Origin of the sequence: Mycobacterium sp. 2-64, assembly GCF_035918375.1 — a bacterium.
GTDB classification, from domain to species: Bacteria; Actinomycetota; Actinomycetes; order Mycobacteriales; family Mycobacteriaceae; genus Mycobacterium; species Mycobacterium intracellulare.
Genome location: NZ_CP142361.1, coordinates 2,796,398 through 2,819,088 on the forward strand (window position 1 = coordinate 2,796,398; position 22,691 = coordinate 2,819,088).

Sequence of the window (22,691 nt, forward strand, 5' to 3'; positions counted from 1 at the left end):
GGACCTATCGGCCCGGGTGACCGATCACCCATTCGCGCTGCGCCTGGCGAATCCGCCTGCGGTCCATCGCAAGCCACGCCAGGCCCGCCCCGAACGCGAGCATCGCGACGATCGCCGCGACGACGCCCGCGTGAGCCTGTCCCAGGGCAAAGTTCGCCACGCACACCACGAACGCCAGCGCGGCCGCACAGACCACGACCAATCCGGGCGTCTGCGCCGCATCATGCATCGAGTCGTCGCCGCGGCGGGCAACGGTCCGATCATCATCGACAGGGCTGTGCCTCATGGGCGTCTCCTCTGCTGTCGCTTCCGTCCGGCCGATGCAGTGGAGCTACCCAAAACACCGGCTGGACAAACGACTTGGCGGAGTCGACGGCCGCTACAGGGTCTGGTGCCGCCCGAAGTACTTGTGGTCCTCGCTGTAGCCGCCATAGCCGCTTCCGATGTCGCGGTAGTCGGCGACGAATTCGATTCCCTTGATCCACTTCACCAATTTGAATCCGTGCTGCAGCTCGTTGCGCAGCCGCAGCGGCCTGCCGTGCATGTACGGCAGCTGCTGGTCGTTCATGTTGTAGGCCAGCATCGTCATGTGGTGGTCCATCTGACCGATGTGATGGGCGTTGTAGTAGATGCCCCCCGTGGCGCCCAGACCCATCGAATAGAACACCGCCCACTTCGCCTCGGGCAGCGGCTTGACGATGTCCATGATCGTCTTCATTTGCACGCCACCCCATTTGGCGACGCCCGACCACGCCTGGATGCAGAAGTGCTGGCTGATCTGCTCGTGGTAGGGCAGCGCCATCAAGTCCTCGAGCGAGAACTCCATCGGGTGCTCGACCAGGCCGTAGACCTTGAGCCGCCAGTTCTTGAAGTCGTCGCGCTCGAGCTCTTTGTATTCGACGGTCTCGGGGAGGCGGCCGTTGCGCCAGTGGTGCGGCGAGATGTCCTTTTCGGTGAAGGCGCCCGGCTTGGGGTCCAGCCGTTCGAGCGCTCGCTGGAACGGCCCGACCAGGGCGTACCCGACCCGCTGAACGACCCGCGGGTGCTTGATGGTGAACGGGGTGGCCCACACCCACGCGACGGCCGTCAGCACCATGGCCGCGGCGAAGATCCAGAAACCCATCCAGCTGTTGTCGTCGCGGGAGGCGAACATGTGGTTGAGGTTCCGCAGTGCCTCGGTGGTCAACACCATCGTCACGTGCACCAGGATGAAGAACAGGAAGTACACCAGCACCAGGAAATGCAGCGACCGCGCGTGCTGAATGCTCAGGCGCTTGCTCAGCCAGTGCACGCGCTGCGACAGCGCCGGCGACATCCCCAGGCCGGTGATCAACGCGGCTGGCGCGGCGATGAAGACGGTGGTGAAGTACGACAGCAGCTGCAGGCCGTTGTAGGCGACCCAGCCGTTGTCGGTCGGCCAGTCCAGCGACATGTACTGAATCGCGACCGACGCGGCGTTGGGAAAGACGTCCCAGCTGGTCGGCACGATGTGGCGCCACTGCCCGGTGGTGAACAGCAACACGTAGAAGACCGCCCCGTTGAGGAGCCACAACACGTCGACGCCGAGATGCCACCATCGCGCCAGCCCGATGGAGTGCCGGAATCCGGGCAGGCCGAATTGCGGCGGCAGGGCGACGGTGTCGGCGTTGGCGGTCCACAGCTCGTCGTCCGGCACCGGCGGGCCGACCCGCAGCCACTCGTCCTTGCCCGGGGTGGCGTTGCGGCTGAAATAGAGCCGGGGATGGTCACAGAGAATCTGAATCCCCGTCCTGATGATGAACATCATCATGAACAGGTTGAAAAAGTGCGTCCAACCGATCCATGCGGGCAGCCCGTCGGGAGCACCGCTGTGCGGATCGGTCCCGGGGTAGCGCGCGATGAACGACTGAATGGCCGGCATGTTGTGCAGGCCCTTGCCGATCGCCACCGACGCGATCAGCAGTCCAAAGCCGATCGGGATCAACCACAGAAGGTTGAACCACCGGTCACGGCCGACGCGCAACTTCGGGGCGGTCGCCCGCCTGGTCAGATCGAACCCGCCGCCGTACTCCTCGACATCGATGGTGTCGTGGGCGGTATGGATCTCGTGCCGATAACCAGGATCGGATGTCAGCGGCGTGCCTACCGCCAACGTCGAGACTGAGCCGTTCCCCACCGGGTCAATACGTTTGCTTTCGGCATGCGTCACGGGGTTGAAAATACACCAAAACACCTGGATAAATCCAAGTTTGATTGGAAAAAATCCGTCCGTGGCGCGTCGTGTCCCGTCGTGTGATCGTCGGCAACAGTTGCCAGGGGGCGGAATCCGCTCCGGCTCGGACGCCGGTTGCCGCAACTGCCTACGGAATGCTCAATTCTTTCCGCAAACACGGCTCCTTGGCGATTGCTGTGAATTCTCTCCCAACCTCCTAGCAGACGAGGCTAGGCGGTGTCGCGCGGTAACAGCCGGCGCACCGGGCGCGTCTCGAGGGCGTTGATCGTCAGCGCGCGGCGGGCGATCCGCCAGCCGGCGGCCGTCAGCTCGTATGCGTCGTCGTAGCGCAGGTGCCACACCACATCCACCACCTCGTCGCCCCGCGGGTTCCAGTGGTGGGCGACGCACGCGACGCGCCCGCGCGCGGCCCCCCGCCGCCCGGCCGCCTCGTACACCTCGCCGACGATCGCGTGCTCGGTGCGCGCGACCGCGGCCACGGCCCCGACGGCCCTCGCGATGGCGGCGCGGCCGCGATGCGCATGTGTCGGCAACAGATCGGCCGGTGGCGAGGGCACGACCAACTCGGCCTCGGTGGTGAAAAGCTCTGCGACGGCGCCGAATTCACGGTCATCGACGTGGGCGGCGTACCGGTGAACCACATCGCTGAGCGCCATTCGCTCGTCGGCGGAAAGCGTCATCGGTTCACGAAACCAGCGACAGCCGCTGCGCGCACGCCGACAGGGCGTCCTTGGCCGCCTCGAGGTCGGCGGTCGGCGGCATGGCCAGCACCAGCCGGTCGGCGCCCTGGTCGACCAGGCCCGCCGCGCGCTCGGCGTCGATCTTGGTGACACTGTGGCCCAGCGACACCTCCAGTGCCGCGAGGTCGCGGCCTGCCGCCGATGCCTCCTCGCGCATGAGCCCGATCAGCGACGCCAGCGCCGGACCGGTGACGCCAAGGGGCTGGAAGCCGTCGCCGAAGCGCCCCGCACGGCGTGCGGCCGCTCGGCTGTGGCCGCCGATGTGCACCGGAAACCGTTCCCCGGCAACGGGTTTGGGATAGCTCATCACATTGTCGAAGCTGAAGAATTCACCGTGGAAGGACGCCCCCTGGGGTCGGTCGGCCCACAGCGCGCGCAGCACCGCCAGCTGCTCGTCGGCCCGCCTGCCCCGATTGTCGAAGTCCGCGCCGCACGCCTGCAGCTCCTCTTTGAGCCAGCCCACACCCACACACAGCCGCAGCCTTCCACCGGAGAGGGCGTCGACGGTGGCGACCCGCTTGGCGAGCACCACCGGGTGGTGGTTGGGCAGCACCAGCACCCCGGTGGCCAGCCCGAGGCTGGTGGTGTGGCCGGCCAGAAAGGCCAGCAGATCCAGCGGGTCCGGGATGGGGCAGTCGGGGGCCAGCCCGACCCGCCCGGAACGGTCGTAGGGATAGACGCTGTCGTAGCGCGTGAGCAGGACCGTGTGCTCGACGGCGACGATCGATTCGAATCCGCAGGCTTCGAGGTGGCGCGCGAAGGCCACCATCCACTCGGGGTCCGCGGTGACACCGTCGGCGACCGGGGCCACCACTGAGACCTTCATGGTTGGTGAAGCTAACAAGCCGACCGGTCGCGCGGTCAGCGGGCCGCGCTTTGAACGCTCTCCGAGCTTTCCGAGGCGGCCGGGGCGATCGCGGCGCGCACGGCCTCGGCCAGCGTGGCGGCCCGGGGGTCGGTGAACACGTCTTCGAGCAGCACGTCGCGCCCGTCCGGACCGGTCAGCGGGACCCGCCAGTTGGGGTATTCGTCTGTCGTGCCGGGCTGGTTCTGGGTGCGACGGTCACCGACGGCGTCGGTGAGCGCCAGCCCCAGCAGCCGCGACGGCGTCCGGCCCAGGTACTTGTACAGCGCCAGGACGACCTGCTGCGGGTCGTCTTCGCCTTCATCGAGCAGCCCCACCCGGCGCAACTCGGCCAGCCACGCCGCCAACTCGGCACGGTCGGACTCGAGCTCCTCGGCGACGGGCCGGGTCAGCAATCCCAGCGAGTCACGCAGCCGCACATGGTCGCCCGCCAGGTAGCCGGCCGTCGGCGGCAGGTCGTGGGTGGTGACCGAGGACAGGCAGTACTCCCGCCAGCGCTCCGCCGGCAGTGGTCCGCCGTTCCCGTCGCGGTCCAGCTCGAACCAGAGGATCGACGTGCCCAGCAGCCCCCGCAACAACAGGTAGTCGCGCACCCACGGCTCGACCGTGCCGAGGTCCTCGCCCACCACCACCGCGCCGGCCCGGTGTGCCTCCAGGGCGACGATGCCGACCATGGCTTCGTGGTCGTAGCGGACGTAGGTGCCCTCGGTGGGTGGTGCACCCCGCGGGATCCACCAGAGCCGGAACAACCCGATGATGTGGTCGATGCGCACCCCGCCGGCGTGCCGCAGCACCGCGCGGATCAACGCGCGAAACGGCCGGTACTCGTGCTCGTCCAGTCGGTCCGGCCGCCACGGCGGCTGCGACCAGTCCTGGCCGAGCTGATTGAACTCGTCCGGTGGCGCCCCGGCGGTCACGCCCAGCGCCATCACATCCTGCAGCGCCCAGGTGTCGGCGCCGTTGGGGTGCACGCCGACGGCCAGGTCGCCCATGATGCCCAACGACATTCCGGCCCGGATCGCCTGGGACTGGGCCGCGGCGAGCTGCTCGTCGATTTGCCATTGCAACCAGCGGTGGAAATCGACTGTGTCGGAATGTTTTTCGACAAAGTCTGCGACCCCGGACGCGTCGGGATGTTGCAGCGCTTCGGGCCAACGATGCCAGTCATCGCCGTATTGTTCGGCCAGCGCGCACCAGGTCGCGAAGTCGTCGAGTGCGCGGCCCTCCCGGTCGCGGAACGCCGCGTAGGACAGCTCCCGGCCCGCCGACCGCGGTTCCTCGTGCAGCAGCTTGAGGGCGGCCCGTTTGGCCGCCCACGAGCTGTCGCGGTCGATGGTGTCGACGCGGCCGGCGCGCTCCTGGACGTCCGCGCGCAGCCGGCGGACCCGGCTGCGCTTGCCCAGGTCGGCGAATTCGGGGATCGCCTCGACGCGAAGATAAATCGGATTGACGAAGCGCCGCGACGTCGGCAGGTACGGCGACGGCTCCATCCGGCCCTTCGGACCCGCAGGCGCCGCCGCATGCAGCGGATTGACCAGAAGGTAATCGGCGCCGTGGCGCGACGCCGACCACACCGCGAGGTCGGTCAGATCGGTGAGATCCCCGACGCCCCAGGACCGCCGGGACCGCACGCTGTAGAGCTGAACGGCCAGGCCCCAGGCGCGACGGTTGCCGAGCCGCTCCGGCAGCCCGAGCCAATCCGGCGTCACGATCAGCGCGGTGCTGGTCTCGGAGTCCCCGGACCGCAGGTGCACCCGGTGATACCCCAGCGGCAGGTCGGTGGGCAGCAGGAAGCTGGCCTCGCCGACCCAGCGTCCGTCCAGGTCGAACGGCGGGGTGAAGTTGTCGACCTGCGCGACGTCGCCGCGCACCGTGCCGTCCTCGAGCGCCAACCACACCTCGGCGGGAGCACCGTGGGTGACGTGGGCCCAAAACCGGATCTGCTCACCGGTGCGGCCGACGATGGTCGCAGGCAGCCGCCGCGCCCAGTGCGACCGCAGCTTGGCGGTGAGCGCGAGGTTGCGTTCCTGTTCGTCGCCGGCCGCGACGCCGAGCGCGGCCAGCACGGCCTTGAGCGTCGCCTCCGACACCCGCACCCGCCTGCCGCTCCAGTCCTCGTACTCCGTCGCGATGCCGTACCTCCGGGCGAGTTCGATCAGCGACGGTGCGAGTTCGGTCATAGGGCCATCTTGCTGCCAGGATTCGCCGACCGGCGACCCGGACCCGACGCGAGTTGGCGTTTTCTTTGCTGGACGGCCGCCTTCCGTTCATCTGCCCCGCCCGTCGGTGACCCGCCTCGCGCGCTCGACAGGACGCCGGCGCGATGGGCCACTACGATGCCGTGAGGGGATTCGGTGGCTGATCTTGGGGGAACAGAAACTGCCAGCTCAACGGCGCCGGTCGGGGCCGTCCGCGCGGGGGGCCGGCGCGGTGAACGGGCCGGATCCGGGCGCGGTGAGCAGAGGCAGAAGTGAATGCGCTTCGGCGCCGCATGGCGAGGTCCGTGCAGGTGCCTTACCGTTGTCATGTAATTCGCGCTGGATCGGTTCGCAGGGGCCGAATCCAGGCGTTCGAGCAACCCGGATGGTGAATTAGTGGCGGAAGAGAGTCGCGGGCAGCGCGGGTCGGGGTACGGCCTTGGGCTGTCGACGCGGACCCAGGTCACCGGCTATCAGTTCCTTGCCCGCCGGACCGCGATAGCGCTGACCCGGTGGCGCGTGCGCATGGAGGTCGAGCCCGGCCGGCGACAGAACCTCGCCGTGGTGGCATCGATTTCGGCCGCGCTGGTGATCTGCCTGGGCGCGCTGCTCTATTCGTTCATCAGCCCGGCCGGCCAGATCAACGAGTCGCCGATCATCGCCGACCGCGACTCGGGCGCGCTCTACGTCCGGGTGGGGGACCGGCTGTATCCCGCGCTGAACCTGGCGTCGGCGCGGCTGATCACCGGCCGCCCGGACAATCCGCACCTGGTTCGGTCGAGCCAGATCGCCAGCCTGCCGCGCGGCCCGATGGTGGGCATCCCGGGTGCGCCGTCGAGCTTCCACCCCACCAGCCCGGGCGCCTCGTCGTGGTTGGTCTGCGACACCGTGGCGAACTCGACCGGCGCGGGCGCCCCGTCCGGCGTGACGGTCACGGTCATCGATGGCAATCCCGATCTGAGCCACCACCGGCGGGTGCTGACCGGGACGGACGCGGTGGTGCTGAACTACGGCGGCGACGCCTGGGTGATCCGCGACGGACGCCGCTCGCGCATCGACGCCGCGAACCGGTCGGTGCTGCTGCCGCTGGGCCTGACCCCCGAGCAGGTCAGCATGGCCAAGCCGATGAGCCGCGCCCTCTACGACGCGTTGCCGGTGGGTCCGGAACTGACGGTGCCCCAGATTCAGAACGCGGGCGCCGGCGCGTCCTTCCCGGGGGCGCCCGGACCGATCGGCACGGTGATCGTCACCCCGCAAATCAGTGGGCCGCAACAGTATTCGCTGGTGTTGGCCGACGGTGTGCAGACGCTGCCGCCGTTGGTGGCCCAGATCCTGCAGAACGCCGGACCGGGCAACACCAAACCCGTGACGGTGGAACCGTCCGCGTTGGCGAAGATGCCGGTGGTCAACAAGCTGGACCTGTCGTCCTACCCGGATGCGCCCCTGAACGTGATGGACATCCGCGAGAACCCGGCGACCTGCTGGTGGTGGCAGAAGACCTCCGGTGAAAACCGGGCCCGCGTGCAGGTCATCTCCGGCGCGACCATCCCGGTCGAGACGAAGGACGTCAACCGGGTGGTGTCGCTGGTCAAGGCCGACACCACCGGCCGCGAAGCCGACCAGGTGTTCTTCGGGCCCGACTACGCGAACTTCGTCGCCGTCACCGGAAACGATCCCGGTGCCAAGACCACCGAATCGCTGTGGTGGCTCACGGACGCGGGCGCCCGGTTCGGGGTCGACGACACCCGTGAAGTCCGAGAAGCGTTGGGCCTGAAGACGAAACCGGCTCTGGCGCCGTGGGTGGCGCTGCGGCTGCTGCCGCAGGGGCCGACGTTGTCGCGCTCGGATGCGCTGGTGCAGCACGACACGCTGCCGATGGATATGTCCCCAGGAGAGTTGACGGTACCGAAGTGAAACGTGGATTTGCCCGGCCGACACCGGAGAAGCCCCCGGTCATCAAGCCGGAGAACATCGTCCTTCCGACCCCGCTGAGCATTCCGCCGCCGGAGGGCAAGCCCTGGTGGCTGGTGGTGGTCGGTGTGCTGGTGGTCGGCCTGCTGATCGGCATGGTCGGCATGACGTTCGCCAGCGGCTCGCACGTGTTCGGTGGCGCGGGCGCCATCTTCCCGATCTTCATGATCGGCGGCGTCGCGATGATGATGTTCGGCGGCCGGTTCGGCGGTCAGCAGCAGATGAGCCGGCCGAAGCTGGACTCGATGCGCGCCCAGTTCATGTTGATGCTCGACATGCTGCGCGAGACCGCCCACGAGTCGGCCGACAGCATGGACGCCAACTACCGGTGGTTCCACCCCGCGCCCACCACGCTGGCCGCGGCGGTCGGATCGTCGCGCATGTGGGAACGCAAGCCCGACGGCAAGGACCTGAACTTCGGCGTGGTCCGTGTCGGCGTCGGCATGACGCGTCCCGAGGTGACCTGGGGTGAGCCCCAGAACATGCCGACCGACATCGAGCTCGAGCCGGTGACCGGTAAGGCGCTTCAGGAGTTCGGGCGCTATCAGAGCGTCGTTTACAACCTGCCCAAGATGATCTCGGTGCTGGTCGAACCCTGGTACTCGCTGGCCGGGGACCGCGAGCAGGTCCTGGGTTTGATGCGGGCGATCGTCTGCCAGCTGGCGTTCTCCCACGGCCCCGACCATGTACGGATGATCGTGGTCAGTTCGGATGTGGACGAATGGGACTGGGTGAAATGGCTGCCCCACTTCGGTGATCCACGCCGCCAGGACGCGGCGGGCAACGCGCGCATGGTGTACAGCTCGGTGCGCGAGTTCGCCGCCGAGCAGGCCGAATTGTTCGCCGGCCGTGGGTCTTTCACCCCCCGCCACGCCAGCTCGGCCGCCCAGACCCCGACGCCGCACACGGTGATCATCGCCGATGCCGTTGACCCCCAATGGGAGTACGTGATCAGCGGCGAGGGCGTCGACGGGGTGACGTTCTTCGATCTCACCGGCTCGCCGATGTGGAGCGCGGTGCCGGAGCGGACCCTGCGGTTCGACAAGATGGGTGTGATCGAGGCGCTGCCCCGCGACCGCGACACCTGGATGGTGATCGACGAGAAGCCGTGGTTCTTCGCCCTCACCGACCACATCAGCGTCGCCGAGGCGGAGGAGTTCGCGCAGAAGCTGGCGCGCTGGCGGCTCGCCGAGGCGTACGAGGAGATCGGCCAGCGGGTGGCGCACATCGGCGCCCGAGACATCATGTCCTACTACGGAATTGACGATCCCGGCCACATCGATTTCGAGGCGTTGTGGGGCAGCCGCAACGACTCGATGGGCCGGTCGCGGTTGCGGGCCCCGTTCGGTGTGCGTTCCGACAACGGCGAGCTGTTGTTCCTGGACATGAAGTCGCTCGACGAAGGCGGCGACGGCCCACACGGGGTTATGTCCGGGACGACGGGTTCGGGGAAGTCGACCCTGGTGCGGACGGTGATCGAATCGCTGATGCTCAGCCACCCGCCGGAGGAGCTGCAGTTCGTGCTGGCCGACCTCAAGGGTGGGTCGGCGGTCAAGCCGTTCGCCGGGGTGCCGCACGTGTCCCGGATCATCACCGACCTGGAAGAGGACCAGGCGTTGATGGAGCGCTTCCTCGACGCGCTGTGGGGGGAGATCGCGCGTCGTAAGGCGATCTGCGACAGCGCGGGTGTCGACGACGCCAAGGAATACAACTCGGTGCGCAGCCGGATGCGGGCGCGCGGCCAGGACATGGCGCCGCTGCCGATGCTCGTGGTCGTCATCGACGAGTTCTACGAATGGTTCCGCATCATGCCGACGGCGGTCGACGTCCTCGACTCGATCGGCCGTCAGGGCCGCGCCTACTGGATCCACCTGATGATGGCGTCGCAGACCATCGAGAGCCGCGCCGAAAAGCTCATGGAGAACATGGGTTACCGGCTGGTGCTCAAGGCGCGTACCGCCGGTGCGGCGCAGGCGGCCGGCGTGCCGAACGCGGTCAACCTGCCTGCCCAGGCGGGCCTGGGGTACTTCCGCCGCAGCTTGGAGGACATCGTCCGGTTCCAGGCCGAATTCCTTTGGCGGGACTACTTTCCGCGCGGCCTCACCGACGACGGGGACGAGGCGCCGGCGTTGGTGCACAGCATCGACTACGTGCGCCCGCAGCTGTTCACCAACTCGTTCACCCCGCTGGAGGTCAGCGTCGGGGGACCCGAGGTCAACACCCCGGCCATCCCCACCGACGGCGACCTGCCCGAGGTGGAGGGACCGGACGACGACGTCGAAGGGATCCGGACGCCGAAGGTCGGCACGGTCATCATCGATCAGCTGCGCAAGATCGACTTCCAGCCCTACCGGCTGTGGCAGCCGCCGCTGAACCAGCCCGTCGCCATCGACGAGTTAGTGAACCGGTTCCTCGGCCGCCCGTGGCAGCAGGATTACGGCACCGCGCGGGATCTGGTCTTCCCGATCGGGATCATCGACCGCCCGTTCAAGCACGACCAGCCGCCGTGGACCGTCGACACGTCCGGTCCCGGTGCCAACGTCCTGATCCTGGGGGCCGGTGGCTCGGGCAAAACGACCGCGCTGCAGACCCTGATCTGCGCGGCGGCGCTGACCCACACACCCGAGCAGATCCAGTTCTACTGCTTGGCCTACAGCAGCACCGCCCTGACCACGGTCGCCGGGCTGCCCCACGTCGGCGAGGTGGCCGGTCCGACCGACCCGTACGGCGTGCGCCGCACGGTGGCCGAGCTGCTGGCCCTGGTGCGGGAGCGCAAGCGCACCTTCCTCGAGTACGGGATCGCCTCGATGGAGGTGTTCCGGCGGCGGAGGTTCGGCGGCGAGCCCGGGCCGGTCCCCAATGACGGGTTCGGCGACGTCTACTTGGTGGTGGACAACTACCGCGCGCTGGCCGAAGAGAACGAGGTGCTGATCGAGCAGGTGAACGTGATCATCAACCAGGGCCCCTCGTTCGGGGTGCACGTGGTGGTCACCGCCGATCGCGAATCCGAGCTGCGGCCGCCGGTGCGCAGCGGCTTCGGCTCCCGGGTCGAGTTGCGGCTGGCCGCCGTCGAAGACGCCAAGCTGGTGCGGTCCCGGTTCGCCAAGGATGTTCCGGTCAAGCCGGGTCGCGGCATGGTCGCGGTCAACTACGTCCGCCTCGACGCCGACCCGCAGTCCGGTCTGCACACGCTCGTGGCCCGGCCCGCGTTGGCGAGCACGCCGGACAACCGGTTCGAGTCCGACAGCATCGTCGAAGCCGTCAGCCGCGTCGCGAGCGGCCAGGCCCCGCCGGTGCGCCGGCTGCCGGCGACGTTCGGCATCGATCAGCTTCGCGAGATTGCCGCCCAGGACACCCGCCAGGGCGTCGGTGCGGGCGGAATCGCTTGGGCCATCTCCGAATTGGACCTGTCGCCGGTCTACCTCAACTTCGCCGAGAACGCGCACCTGATGGTCACCGGCCGCCGCGAATGTGGGCGCACCACGACGCTGGCCACCATCATGTCCGAGATCGGGCGGCTGTACGCGCCGGGAGCCACCAGCGCCCCGCAGCCGCCGGCGGGGCAACCCTCGGCGCAGGTGTGGCTGGTGGACCCGCGGCGTCAGCTGCTGACGACGCTGGGTTCGGACTACGTGGAGAAGTTCGCCTACAACCTCGACGGCGTGCAGGCGATGATGGGCGAACTGGCCGCGGTCCTGGCCGGCCGCGAGCCACCGCCGGGCCTGTCGGCCGAAGAGTTGCTGTCGCGGTCGTGGTGGAGCGGACCGGAGATCTTCTTGATCGTCGACGACATCCAGCAGCTACCAGCCGGTTTCGATTCGCCGCTGCACAAGGCCGCACCGTGGGTGACCCGGGCCGCCGACGTCGGCCTGCACGTGATCGTCACCCGGACGTTCGGTGGTTGGTCGTCGGCGGGCAGCGACCCGATGTTGCGGGCGCTGGCCCAGGCGAACGCGCCCCTGCTGGTGATGGACGCCGACCCCGACGAGGGATTCATCCGCGGCAAGATGAAGGGTGGTCCGCTGCCCCGCGGCCGCGGCCTGCTGATGGCCGAGGACACCGGCGTGTTCGTTCAGGTCGCCGCGACGGAGATACGCAAGTAGGGCCGGCCGCCGCGCCGGGGCGGCCCGGGAAATACCCCGGGCTCAGCCCCAGCGCAGCGGCAGCTCCTTGAGCGCGAAACTCTTTGACGGGTAATTGATCACGGGGGAGTAGTCCGCGGGCAGCTCGAAATCCGGGATCTGGTTGAGCCACTCCGCGACGATCACCGTCAGCTCGATGCGCGCCAGGTGCGAGCCCAGGCACCGGTGCGGACCGCCGCCAAAACCCCAGTGCCGGTGGACTTTCCCGTCCATGTTGAGCTCGTTGGTGGACATCGGGTCGCTGTCGTCGCGGTTGACGGCCGCCATGCAGAGCCGCACCGAGGTGCCCGGCGGCAACGTCATGCCGCCGACTTCGACGAACTCGGTGGTGATCCGGGGCGCCACCGGCGCCGACGGTTCCAGCCGGACGATCTCTTCGATGAAAACCCTGATCTGCTTGGGGTTGTCGCGAAGCTCCGCGCGCAGCTGCGGCCGTCGCGCCAGTTCGAAGAGCGAGAATCCGATCGCCGCGGTGACGGTGTCCAGGCCGGCGAGGATCAACAGGTGGCTCATGCCGAGCAGCTCGATGTCACTGAAGTCGCCGCCGCCGGTCATCACCTGCGACAACATGTCCGAGCCGGGGTTTTGCCGGCGCTGCGCGATGGCGTCGACCAGGTATTGCAGCAGCTGCTGGCCCTTCGCCATATCGGCCTGGGTGAGGAACGGCTTGTCGGCGATGACGGAATCTTTCCAATCGATCAGGCGATCGCGATCCTCGAGGGGCAGGCCGTAGAGGTCCAGGAACACCTGAAACGGGTACAGGCTCGCGAGATCCGCCATCACCTCGCACTCGCCGCGACCGGCCAGCGCGCCGATCATGTCGCGGGCGTGGCGCTCCAGCGCGGGACGGGACTTGCTCAGCGCGTGCGGGCTGAAATACGGCTGCAGGATCTTGCGGTAGCGGGTGTGTTGCGGTGGGTCAAAAGCCAGTGGCAGCACCGGCAGCGGGTGGCCGGGGGGCTGCAGCACCGTCGAGGAGAAGACCTTGGGGTTGCGCAGCGCGGCCAGCACGTCTTCGCGGCGGGTGAGGTAGTAGTGGCCGTTCATGAACACCACGGGCCCCGCGTCGCGCAGCGTCTTCCACCCCAGCGCGCGGTCGGCGCTCATCGGCAACTTGTCGACATCCAGCCGGGGTAAGTGGAACGAGCCGTATTGGCCGTCGCTCATGCCGGCACCAACATCCGGGGGCGCATCAATATTGCATGGGGGGCAAAGGAACACGGATCCGAACACCCGCGCCCATTCGAGCCATTCGGCGCCCGTCCTTGATGGCGAACATCCTCGATACTTTACCGACCGACTAATCTGGGTATCGGACCGTGAAGCGCCGTATCGGGCCGCCTAGGGAGGAAACTTCGTGAGGGTTCGCCTGGAGCAGTCGAAATGCGTGGGCCACGCCCAGTGTTACGCCGTCGACCCCGACCTTTTTCCCATTGACGAGTCCGGCTATTCAATTCTTCAGGAGCGTGACGTCCGGCCCGAAGACGAGCAGGTGACTCGCGATGGCGTCGCATCCTGCCCCGAGATGGCGCTGATCCTCGACGAGGACTGACGGCGCAACGACGCCGCCGGACGGCCGCAGTACCGCGCCGTGCAAGCAAACGGTGAATGAACAAACCGTTGCCCTATATGAACTGCTGCCGACCGGGAATGAACAGTGGTTGGCCATTGATAAACAGCGGCCTTTGCGTGTCGGCGTTTGCCCCATAACGAACTAATCTCAGTGCCGGGCGGCAGTTCGGAGACATGGAGCTGTCGCCCGGTTGCTGAAAACGGGATTGGCCGAGGCAGAAGGTGCATGTCGTTTTTGACCAGAAGTCCGAGAAGCGTGGTGGCAGATCACCTTTCCGGACGCAGCCCCTTGGTCAGCATGCACCGGCCCGCCCGGCCGGCCGAGTCGCGGACCGAACGGCCGCTGACGGGCTCCCGCGGACGCAGCCATCGACCGGTGGGGTCGTTTACAGAGCCGTGATTACCGCCACCACTGATTCCCATGTGACAGCCGAAATCGCCTGCGGGCTCGGCCGACTGAGGAGGATAGGTGCTTGACTTCGGTGCGTTACCGCCCGAAATCAATTCAGGTCGCATGTATGCGGGTCCGGGCTCGGGGCCGATGATGGCCGCGGCCGCCGCGTGGGACGAGATCGCGGCGGAGGTGGGCGTGGCGGCCAACGGGTACAACTCGGTGGTCACGGAGCTCATCAGTGGGCCATGGGTGGGGCCGGCGTCGATCTCGATGATCTCGGCGATCACCCCGTTCATCAGCTGGCTCAGCGCGGTGGCCGCGCAGGCCGAAGAAGCCGCCAGTCAGGGCCGGGTGGCCGCGGCGGCGTTCGAGGCGGCGTTTGCGATGACGGTGCCGCCGCCGGTGATCGCGGCCAATCGGGTGTTGCTGGCGAATCTGATCGCGACGAACTTCTTCGGGCAGAACACCCCGGCGATCGCGGCCACCGAGGCGCAGTACATGGAGATGTGGGCCCAGGACGCCGTGGCGATGTACGGCTACGCCGCATCGTCGGCGATGGCCTCGGAGTTGGCCCCGTTCGCGCCGCCGCCGAAAACCTCAACGCCGGACGCGGCAAGCAACCAGGCCGCCGCGGTGGCGAAGGCCGTGGCCGAACCGGCGGGCAACACGGCGCAAAGCACGTCACAGGTGGCCTCGCCACAAGCGTTGTCGCTGAATGCATCTCAAGCCATGCAGGCGCCGACGACCGCAACGAATGCGGCGTCTACCGGGACCACGACCTCACTCAAGAACATCTTTGGCGACCCGACCTTCAACGACACGATCTTCAAACGCACCACGGGTCTGGCGTACTTCTCTAACGGTATGGGGCAGTTCGCGTCGTCGATCGCCCAGCAGCTGACCTTTGGTCCCGGTGGTAGCACGGCGGGTGCCGGCGGTGCGTGGTTCCCCACGCCCCAGTTCGCAAACTTGGGATTGGGCAACCTAGGTGGCGGAGCGGGCCACCTGAGCGGGGTTACCGCGAGCGCCGGGCAGGCCGCCCGGATCGGGACGTTGTCGGTGCCCCAGCATTGGGCGACGCTCACCTCGGCGGTCAACCCGGCGACGGTGCCCGACCTGGAGGCCACCCCCGTGCAGGCCGCGGCGACGGGAACCACCGGACCGGCCAACGGGCTGTTGCGTGGCATGCCCGCCGGGGCACTGGGACGCCGGGGCGCCGCCGGCGGCTACGTCAATAAATACGGATTCCGCTACAGCGTGCTGACACGCCCACCCTCGGCCGGATGACACCCATGGATACCTCGACAGACGGAGGCGATGCCCCATGACCCACCTCATCCCGGAGGTGACTGCGGCGCAGGCCGCTGCGCACGCACAGATTTATCAGGCCGTCAGCGCACCCGCGGCGGCGATCCACGAAACGTTCGTCAACACCCTGAGCACCGGCTCCGGGTCGTACGCGGTGACTGAGACGGCCAACGCGGCCGCGACGGGTTAAGGAGTCAATGATGTTGGATTACGGGGCTTTTCCGCCGGAGTTCAATTCGGCGCGGATTTATTCGGGTCCGGGGTCGGGTTCGTTGGTGTCTGCGGCGTCGGCGTGGAGTGCGTTGGCGGCGGAGTTGAATTCTGCCGCGCTCAGTTATGAGCAGGTGGTGACCTCGCTGAGCAGTGAGGAGTGGTTGGGTACGGCCTCGGCGATGATGGCCCAGGCGGTGGAGCCTTATATCGCGTGGATGACGTCGGCGGCTGCGCAGGCTGAGGAGGCGGCTACGCAGGCGCGGGCGGCGGCGGCGGCTTATGAGGCGGCGTTGTCGTCGTCGGTGCCGCCACCGCTGGTTGCGTCTAACCGCATGCAATCCAAGCTGTTACAGGCAACCAACGTGTTGGGACAAAACACCCCGCTGATCGCCCAACTGGAGGCCCAGTACGGCGAGTACTGGGCCCAGGATGCCGGAGCAATGTACAGCTATGCGGGCCAGTCATCCTCGGCGACCAAGCAGACGCCCTTTAAGGAGCCACCAAAGATCACCAACGAGTCCGGGACGGCCAACCAGACTGCTGCGGTCACCAACGCGACGAGCAACTCGACTGCGACCGACACGTCAAAAATCTTGCAGACGATGGCGGCACCCGGGTCGAGCGGGACCAACCAGCCCACAGCCGGGACGACCCCGACCGCGACCGCTCCCAGCTCGGGCGGAAGCGGGAGCGGGAGCGTGAGTGACCTCGTCAGCGCCTACAACCCCTTCGCCAGCCTCTTCTATAACACTGAGGGTTTGCCGTATTTCAGCATTGGTATGGGGAACAACTTTGTGCAGATTTCCAAGTCGTTGGGGTTGATCGGTAGTGCGGCCCCGGCGGCGGCCAAGGCCTTGCCCGCGTTGGGGGGTTTGGGCGGGATGCTTGGTGGTGGTGCGGCCGCGGCGCATCCGGTGGCGGCGTTGGGCAGTGCGGCCTCGATCGGGGGCAAGTTGTCGGTGCCGGTGGCCTGGTCGGGGGCGCCGGCGGCGGCGCCGGCGCTCGGGCATGCGATCCCGGTCAGCACCATCAGCGCGGCTCCCGAGGCCGCCGGCGGGCCCGGAAACCTGCTCGGGGGCATGCCGTTGGCCGGTGCCGGCGCCGGCGGGCACGGCGTGGCCGGCCCCAAATACGGCTTCCGACCCACCGTCATGGCCCGACCACCCTTCGCCGGATAGCCTCCCAAGCCCAGCGACACCGGCGCGATCGAAAACACGCTCTGCCCCGAAAGCACCTGCGGCAGGGCGTGTTTCGCCGCGTCCGCACCAATCCCACCGTCCATCGCTAGGGAGTTGTCGGCCCGCTGGTGGGCGTCGCGACCGTCGTCGCGGCGACGAACCTCGCATCCGCTTTATCTGCGGCCGGATTTTTTGTCCCGCGGCGGGGGTTTCAGCGCCGCGGCGACACCTCGAATCGTCCCGCCCTGGCGAGTGCTGACGCGATATTCCCGCAGGTAACCGCCAGCCGCGGCGGCGCGCGCCCCGGGACGGCCGGGCGTCGGCGCGCGCACGCAGAACCGCTGGGGCTGGTTGTCGCCGCAGCTGCGGCCGGGCGAGGAACCGGCGAGGGGGCGGTGCGCCCATTTAGCCTTCCCAAGCAAGCAACTGCCCAATGTCATCGACTCGAGACCAGGTACGAGGGGATACATGTCGTTCGAGCCCGGCGCCTCATAGCCATGGACTTCGGGGCGTTTCCGCCGGAGATCAATTCCGGTCTCATGTACGCGGGCCCGGGCTCGGGGCCGATGATGGCCGCGGCCGCGGCCTGGGATGGGCTCGGCGCCGAGTTGGGCACAGCCGCAAGCGGTTACGCCTCGGTGATCTCGGAACTGACCCACGCCCCGTGGGTGGGTCCGGCATCGGCGTCGATGTTGTCGGCGGTTATGCCGTACGTGAACTGGCTGGGTGTCCTGGCCGCGCAGGCCGAGGAGACGGCCGGCCAGGCTCGCGCCGCCGCGGCGGCGTTCGAGGCGGCGTTTGCGATGACGGTGCCGCCGCCGGTGATCGCGGCCAACCGGGTGTTGCTGGCGAACCTGGTGGCGACGAACTTCCTCGGGCAGAACACGCCCGCGATCGCGGCCACCGAGGCGCAGTACATGGAGATGTGGGCCCAGGACGTCGGGGCGATGTACGGCTACGCCGGTTCGTCGCTGGCCGCCTCGGAGTTGGTCCCGTTCACGGCGCCGCCCAACACCACGGCCCCGGACGCGACCGGCGACCAGGCCGCCGCGGTGGCGAAGGCCGTCGCCGAACCGGCGGGCAACACCGCACAAACCACCTCGCAGCTGGCATCGCCACACGCGTTGTCGCTCAGCGCAACTCAGGCCGCGCAGGCGCCGACGACGGCGACCAACGCAACGCAGTCAGGGTTGCTCACCAGCACACTGCAGAACTTGCTGCAGTCCGGGCTGCCGACCCCGACCAACAACTGGCTGGGCCTGACCCCCACGATCTACGACACGATCCTGAAGCGGACGACGGGTCTGGCGTACTTCTCGAACGGTATTGCGAGCTTCTGCACGTCGATCGCGCAGCAATTGACGTTTGGTCCCGGTGGTAGCACGGCGGGTGCCGGTGGTGCGTGGTTCCCCACACCGCAGTTCGCGAGCCTGGGCCTGGGCAACCTCGGTGGCGGGCTGGGCCATGTGAGCGGTGGGGTGGCCGCGGGTGCCGGGCAGGCCGCGCGGGTCGGGGCGTTGTCGGTGCCCCAGCATTGGGCGACGCTGACCTCGGCGGTCAGCCCGGCGACGGTGTCGGAGATGGAGGCCACGCCGGTGCAGGCGGCCGCGACGGGCACTTCCGGGCCGGCCAACGGTCTGATGCGGGGGATGCCCGCGGGGGCGCTGGGTCGCCGGGGCACGGCCGCGGGCTATGTCAACAAATACGGCTTCCGCTACAGCGTGCTGACACGCCCACCCTCGGCCGGATAAGCGGCGGAATTCGGCATGCACACCCTCACCTTTAGCCGCGCCCGGATTTTATCCCCGGCCCCGATACCGGCGCCCCGGGCCACCACGGCATCGCGCCGCCGCGACCCGCGCGGGCGACCCCTCGGCTCCGGCCGTTTGCGCAGTTCCGGATCGTTATCCGGGCCGACGCCCGCGCGGTCCGTCGGCGCGACGCGGCCGCTGGCGCCGCCCACCCGGGCGGCCGACCGTGACGCCGCCCGCCGGGCGAACGCGGCGAGGCCGGTCACCAGCGCATTAACGTCGTTCGCAACTCGACGCATCGATCCGCAGATCACAGGTTAAGGGGCTATTCGTGCTGGACTATGGGGCTTTTCCGCCGGAGTTCAATTCGGCGCGGATTTATTCGGGTCCGGGGTCGGGTTCGTTGGTGTCTGCGGCGTCGGCGTGGAGTGCGTTGGCGGCGGAGTTGAATTCGGCGGCGCTTTCTTACGAGAAGGTGGTGACCGCGTTGAGTAGTGAGGAGTGGTTGGGGGCGGCCTCGGCGACGATGGCGCAGGCGGTGCAGCCGTATATCGCGTGGATGACGTCGGCGGCGGCGCAGGCTGAGGAGGCGGCCACGCAGGCGCGGGCGGCGGCGGCGGCTTATGAGGCGGCGTTGTCGGCGTCGGTGCCCCCGCCGTTGGTAGCGTCGAATCGGATGCAGGTCAGCCAGTTGCAGGCGACGAATGTGTTGGGGCAGAACACGCCGTTGATCGCGCAGTTGGAGGCTCAGTATGGGGAGTATTGGGCGCAAGATGCCGGGGCGATGTATGGGTATGCGGGTCAGTCGTCGGCGGCGACCAAGCAGACGCCGTTTCAGAAGGCGCCCGAGATCACCAATGCGTCGGGGCAGGCCAGCCAGAGCGCGGCGGTGACCAAGGCGACCACGGATTCCACGGCGACCAACACCTCCAAGGTGTTGCAGTCGATGGCCCAACCCGCCAGCAAGGCCACGGCCAACGCGACCTCGCAGGCGACGACCGCCACCGACCCGTTGACCGAGCTCTGGTTCCTGTTGACCGGGCAGACCACCTTCCCCACCAACCTCGGCACGCTGGTCAACGGCTACACCCCGTTCGCGGGCCTCTTCTATAACACTGAGGGTTTGCCGTATTTCAGCATTGGTATGGGGAACAACTTTGTGCAGATTTCCAAGTCGTTGGGGTTGATCGGTAGTGCGGCCCCGGCGGCGGCCAAGGCCTTGCCCGCGTTGGGGGGTTTGGGCGGGATGCTCGGTGGTGGTGCGGCCGCGGCGCATCCGGTGGCGGCGTTGGGCAGTGCGGCCTCGATCGGGGGCAAGTTGTCGGTGCCGGTGGCCTGGTCGGGGGCGCCGGCGGCGGCGCCGGCGCTCGGGCATGCGATCCCGGTCAGCACCATCAGCGCGGCTCCCGAGGCCGCCGGCGGGCCCGGAAACCTGCTCGGGGGCATGCCGTTGGCCGGTGCCGGCGCCGGCGGGCACGGCGTGGCCGGCCCCAAATACGGCTTCCGACCCACCGTCATGGCCCGACCACCCTTCGCGGGCTGAGCCGCGGCCATAGGTGATCGACCAGCTGAAACGGACGAAAGGAGGTTCGAGGGACGCGCTATCGGCAAAGACCATCGCGCCCGCCGGTGCGACGAGTTCGTCGCCGTCGGGGGCCACCAGCAACTTTTTCGACCCGGGACAGATGCCGTTTGTTCCGGCTGTCGAGCGAAGGGCTGCGGTCGAGGTCAGACGCTGTTACTGTGTCGTTAACGAAAGTGAATTCGCAGTACCACCACGTGAACAATTGCAAACACGCTGCGTCCACCCCGGCCTCAGGGGTCGCAGTCATCTACTCTCGCAGAGTCGGGGAATGAACTAGGAGGGAAACAAATATGTCGTTCGTGACCACACAGCCGGAGGCTTTGGCCGCGGCGGCCGGGAATCTGCAGGCTATCGGGTCGACCTTGAGCGCCCAGAACGCAGCCGCTGCAGCCCCAACGACGGGGGTGGTACCCGCCGCTGCCGACGAGGTGTCGGCCCTGACCGCGGCTCAGTTCGCCGCGCACGCGCAGATGTACCAGGCGGTGAGCGCCCAGGCCCAGGCCATTCACGAGGCGTTCGTCAACACCCTGTCCACCAGCTCCGGTTCGTACGCTGCGACCGAGGCAGCCAACGCGGCCGCCGCCGGCTGATTCGTATCGGCGGTTCGGGCTTGGGGCAGATTGTCACCGACGTGGGTTCCAACGTAGCCGCCCATCGGGGGCCGAGCGCGGGGCCGCAGGAATGGTCCCGCGCAGCATCCCCCACAGCAACACGCACTCCGTCAACTCAAACGCCGCGGTTCGGGTCTGACGTCCGTCTCACCGTGACAACGCCCGGTGGCCGCCGGCTGACGGAAAGGGGGGGTTATTTCTATCTGTTCGGCACGGCGGTTGCGTAATCCGTAAACGATCCGGCCACCGTCTTAGAGCACATCACCCATTCATTAGCTAAATAAGGAGACAGCCGACATGGCAACACGTTTCATGACCGACCCGCACGAGATGCGGGCGATGGCGGGCCGTTTCGAGGTCCACGCCCAGACCGTCGAGGACGAGGCTCGCAAGATGTGGGCGTCGTCGATGAACATCGCGGGCGCGGGCTGGAGCGGCCAGGCGCAGGCGACGTCGTATGACACCATGGGCCAGGTCAACCAGGCCTTCCGCAACATCGTCAACATGCTCCACGGGGTGCGCGACGGGCTGATCCGCGACGCGAACAACTACGAGCAGCAAGAGCAGGCCTCGCAGCAGATCCTCAGCAGCTAGCCCAGAACTGCTGCTGCCCAACACTTTTAAGGAGCCATGTAATGAGCATTAACTACCAGTTCGGCGACGTAGACGCCCACGGCGCCCTGATCCGCGCCCAGGCCGCGTCCTTGGAGGCCGAGCACCAGGCCATCATTCGCGATGTGCTTGCTGCCGGCGACTTTTGGGGCGGTGCCGGTTCGGTCGCGTGCCAGGAGTTCATCACCCAGTTGGGTCGCAACTTCCAGGTGATCTACGAGCAGGCCAACTCCCACGGACAAAAGGTTCAGTCCGCGGGCAACAACATGGCCAGCACCGACAGCGCCGTCGGGTCCAGCTGGGCCTGACGCCTCGACCACAGGCGCGGCAGCACACCACCCGTCGGTGTGCTGCCGCGTCCTGCGGTTACCGTGCAGTGTGAGCTTGACCTACCCAGGGACCAGTTGAGGATTTGATGGACCAACAGAGCACCCGCACCGACATCACCGTCAACGTCGACGGCTTCTGGATGCTCCAGGCGCTGCTGGACATTCGCCACGTCGCCCCGGAGTTGCGGTGCCGGCCCTACGTTTCCACCGACTCGAACGACTGGCTCAACGAGCATCCCGGAATGGCGGTGATGCGCGAGCAGGGCATCGTCGAGAACGACGAGGTCAACGAGCACGTGGCCGCCCGGATGAAGGTGCTCGCCGCGCCCGACCTCGAGGTCGTCGCGCTGCTGTCGCGGGGCAAGCTGGCTTACGGCGTCCTCGACGACGAGAACCAGCCCCCGGGCTCGCGCGACATCCCCGACAACGAGTTTCGGGTGGTCCTGGCGCGTCGCGGCCAGCACTGGGTGTCGGCGGTTCGGGTCGGCGGCGAGATCACCGTCGACGACGTCGCCGTCGCGGACAGCGCCTCGATCGCGTCGCTGGTGATCGACGCGCTGGAGTCCATCCACCACGCCGAGCCCGCCGCGATCAACGCGGTCAACGTGCCGCTGGAGGAGATGCTGGAAGCGACGAAGTCCTGGCAGGAGTCGGGTTTCAACGTGTTCTCCGGCGGAGACCTGCGCCGGATGGGCATCAGCGCCGCCACCGTCGCCGCGCTGGGCCAGGCGTTGTCGGACCCCGCCGCCGAGGTCGCGGTGTACGCCCGCCAGTACCAGGACGACGCCAAGGGGCCCAGCGCGTCCGTGCTGTCGCTGAAAGACGGCTCCGGCGGCCGCATCGCGCTCTACCAGCAAGCCCGGACCGCGGGTTCGGGAGAGGCGTGGCTCGCCATCTGCCCGGCAACCCCGCAGTTGGTGCAGGTCGGCGTCAAAACCGTGCTCGACACCCTTCCCTACGGCGAGTGGAAAACTCACAGCAGGGTGTGACCTTCGCGCGAAACACAGATT

General features: G+C 68.0%; 17 protein-coding genes and 1 pseudogene. 12 read left to right on the plus strand and 6 right to left on the minus strand.

Annotation, left to right across the window (positions count from 1 at the left end):
- Window positions 1–4: 4 nt before the first annotated feature.
- The 5 genes from QGN31_RS13195 to malQ all read right to left on the minus strand — a co-directional run bounded on the left by QGN31_RS13195 (window position 5) and on the right by malQ (window position 5,997).
- The gene (locus QGN31_RS13195; protein ID WP_008257067.1) at window positions 5–286 is read right to left on the minus strand and encodes a LapA family protein; all 282 of its coding nucleotides are present in this window, start codon (window positions 284–286) and stop codon (window positions 5–7) included.
- A gap of 93 nt (window positions 287–379) precedes the next feature.
- Complete coding sequence (locus tag QGN31_RS13200) at window positions 380–2,155, minus strand: molybdopterin-dependent oxidoreductase (RefSeq protein ID WP_008257065.1); 1,776 nt, start codon at window positions 2,153–2,155, stop codon at window positions 380–382.
- A 266-nt stretch (window positions 2,156–2,421) separates the two neighbouring features.
- Window positions 2,422–2,892, minus strand: coding sequence for a nuclear transport factor 2 family protein (locus QGN31_RS13205; RefSeq protein WP_008257062.1), 471 nt, complete (start codon window positions 2,890–2,892; stop codon window positions 2,422–2,424).
- Between the two features lie 4 nt (window positions 2,893–2,896).
- Window positions 2,897–3,778 carry an LLM class F420-dependent oxidoreductase gene (locus QGN31_RS13210; RefSeq protein WP_201407083.1) on the minus strand — a complete coding sequence of 294 codons (882 nt, stop codon included), beginning with the start codon at window positions 3,776–3,778 and terminating at the stop codon, window positions 2,897–2,899.
- Window positions 3,779–3,813: 35 nt separating this feature from the next.
- Window positions 3,814–5,997 carry a 4-alpha-glucanotransferase gene (gene malQ / locus QGN31_RS13215; protein ID WP_201407082.1) on the minus strand — a complete coding sequence of 728 codons (2,184 nt, stop codon included), beginning with the start codon at window positions 5,995–5,997 and terminating at the stop codon, window positions 3,814–3,816.
- 414 nt (window positions 5,998–6,411) lie between these two features.
- Here malQ and eccB point away from each other — a divergent pair, with 414 nt between their 5' ends.
- Together eccB and QGN31_RS13225 are read left to right on the plus strand one after the other, a co-directional pair.
- Window positions 6,412–7,929, plus strand: coding sequence for a type VII secretion protein EccB (gene eccB / locus QGN31_RS13220; protein ID WP_009954151.1), 1,518 nt, complete (start codon window positions 6,412–6,414; stop codon window positions 7,927–7,929).
- A complete protein-coding gene (locus tag QGN31_RS13225; RefSeq protein ID WP_009954152.1) occupies window positions 7,926–12,089 on the plus strand; it encodes a type VII secretion protein EccC in 4,164 nt (1,387 codons plus the stop codon). The genes eccB and QGN31_RS13225 overlap by 4 nt, the downstream gene beginning before the upstream one ends.
- A gap of 42 nt (window positions 12,090–12,131) precedes the next feature.
- Here QGN31_RS13225 and QGN31_RS13230 read toward each other — a convergent pair whose 3' ends face one another.
- The gene (locus tag QGN31_RS13230; RefSeq protein WP_009954153.1) at window positions 12,132–13,295 is read right to left on the minus strand and encodes a cytochrome P450; all 1,164 of its coding nucleotides are present in this window, start codon (window positions 13,293–13,295) and stop codon (window positions 12,132–12,134) included.
- Between the two features lie 190 nt (window positions 13,296–13,485).
- On the opposite strand from QGN31_RS13230, the gene QGN31_RS13235 reads away from it, so the two are divergent.
- The 10 genes and pseudogenes from QGN31_RS13235 to QGN31_RS13280 all read left to right on the plus strand — a co-directional run bounded on the left by QGN31_RS13235 (window position 13,486) and on the right by QGN31_RS13280 (window position 22,670).
- Window positions 13,486–13,680 (plus strand): ferredoxin, encoded by a 195-nt coding sequence (locus QGN31_RS13235; protein WP_009954154.1) that lies wholly within the window; start codon window positions 13,486–13,488, stop codon window positions 13,678–13,680.
- A gap of 489 nt (window positions 13,681–14,169) precedes the next feature.
- A complete protein-coding gene (locus tag QGN31_RS13240; RefSeq protein ID WP_014384782.1) occupies window positions 14,170–15,381 on the plus strand; it encodes a PPE family protein in 1,212 nt (403 codons plus the stop codon).
- A 49-nt stretch (window positions 15,382–15,430) separates the two neighbouring features.
- A pseudogene (locus QGN31_RS13245) lies at window positions 15,431–15,592 on the plus strand (PE domain-containing protein); the annotation flags it as partial.
- Window positions 15,593–15,599: 7 nt separating this feature from the next.
- Window positions 15,600–16,793, plus strand: a complete 1,194-nt coding sequence (locus QGN31_RS13250; RefSeq protein WP_014384781.1) for a PPE family protein — start codon at window positions 15,600–15,602, stop codon at window positions 16,791–16,793.
- Between the two features lie 497 nt (window positions 16,794–17,290).
- Complete coding sequence (locus QGN31_RS13255; RefSeq protein WP_201407081.1) at window positions 17,291–18,544, plus strand: PPE family protein; 1,254 nt, start codon at window positions 17,291–17,293, stop codon at window positions 18,542–18,544.
- A 331-nt stretch (window positions 18,545–18,875) separates the two neighbouring features.
- Window positions 18,876–20,087, plus strand: a complete 1,212-nt coding sequence (locus tag QGN31_RS13260; RefSeq protein ID WP_272930281.1) for a PPE family protein — start codon at window positions 18,876–18,878, stop codon at window positions 20,085–20,087.
- A gap of 332 nt (window positions 20,088–20,419) precedes the next feature.
- Window positions 20,420–20,719, plus strand: a complete 300-nt coding sequence (locus tag QGN31_RS13265; RefSeq protein ID WP_008257045.1) for a PE family protein — start codon at window positions 20,420–20,422, stop codon at window positions 20,717–20,719.
- Window positions 20,720–21,037: 318 nt separating this feature from the next.
- Window positions 21,038–21,334 (plus strand): WXG100 family type VII secretion target, encoded by a 297-nt coding sequence (locus tag QGN31_RS13270; protein WP_003874404.1) that lies wholly within the window; start codon window positions 21,038–21,040, stop codon window positions 21,332–21,334.
- Window positions 21,335–21,375: 41 nt separating this feature from the next.
- Entirely contained in the window at window positions 21,376–21,660 is a 285-nt protein-coding gene (locus QGN31_RS13275; RefSeq protein ID WP_008254256.1) for a WXG100 family type VII secretion target, read from the plus strand.
- 107 nt (window positions 21,661–21,767) lie between these two features.
- The gene (locus QGN31_RS13280) at window positions 21,768–22,670 is read left to right on the plus strand and encodes an ESX secretion-associated protein EspG (RefSeq protein WP_008257042.1); all 903 of its coding nucleotides are present in this window, start codon (window positions 21,768–21,770) and stop codon (window positions 22,668–22,670) included.
- The last annotated feature ends 21 nt before the right edge of the window (window positions 22,671–22,691 follow it).

Bases quoted from the DNA above. Each gene is read 5' to 3' on its own strand.
- QGN31_RS13270 (WP_003874404.1), top strand. From the start codon at position 21,038: ATGGCAACACGTTTCATGACCGACCCGCACGAGATGCGGGCGATGGCG.
- QGN31_RS13255 (WP_201407081.1), top strand. From the start codon at position 17,291: ATGGACTTCGGGGCGTTTCCGCCGGAGATCAATTCCGGTCTCATGTAC.
- QGN31_RS13230 (WP_009954153.1), bottom strand. From the start codon at position 13,295: ATGAGCGACGGCCAATACGGCTCGTTCCACTTACCCCGGCTGGATGTC.
- QGN31_RS13210 (WP_201407083.1), bottom strand. From the start codon at position 3,778: ATGAAGGTCTCAGTGGTGGCCCCGGTCGCCGACGGTGTCACCGCGGAC.
- QGN31_RS13195 (WP_008257067.1), bottom strand. From the start codon at position 286: ATGAGGCACAGCCCTGTCGATGATGATCGGACCGTTGCCCGCCGCGGC.
- QGN31_RS13265 (WP_008257045.1), top strand. From the start codon at position 20,420: ATGTCGTTCGTGACCACACAGCCGGAGGCTTTGGCCGCGGCGGCCGGG.
- QGN31_RS13250 (WP_014384781.1), top strand. From the start codon at position 15,600: ATGATGTTGGATTACGGGGCTTTTCCGCCGGAGTTCAATTCGGCGCGG.
- QGN31_RS13275 (WP_008254256.1), top strand. From the start codon at position 21,376: ATGAGCATTAACTACCAGTTCGGCGACGTAGACGCCCACGGCGCCCTG.
- QGN31_RS13280 (WP_008257042.1), top strand. From the start codon at position 21,768: ATGGACCAACAGAGCACCCGCACCGACATCACCGTCAACGTCGACGGC.
- QGN31_RS13205 (WP_008257062.1), bottom strand. From the start codon at position 2,892: ATGACGCTTTCCGCCGACGAGCGAATGGCGCTCAGCGATGTGGTTCAC.
- malQ (WP_201407082.1), bottom strand. From the start codon at position 5,997: ATGACCGAACTCGCACCGTCGCTGATCGAACTCGCCCGGAGGTACGGC.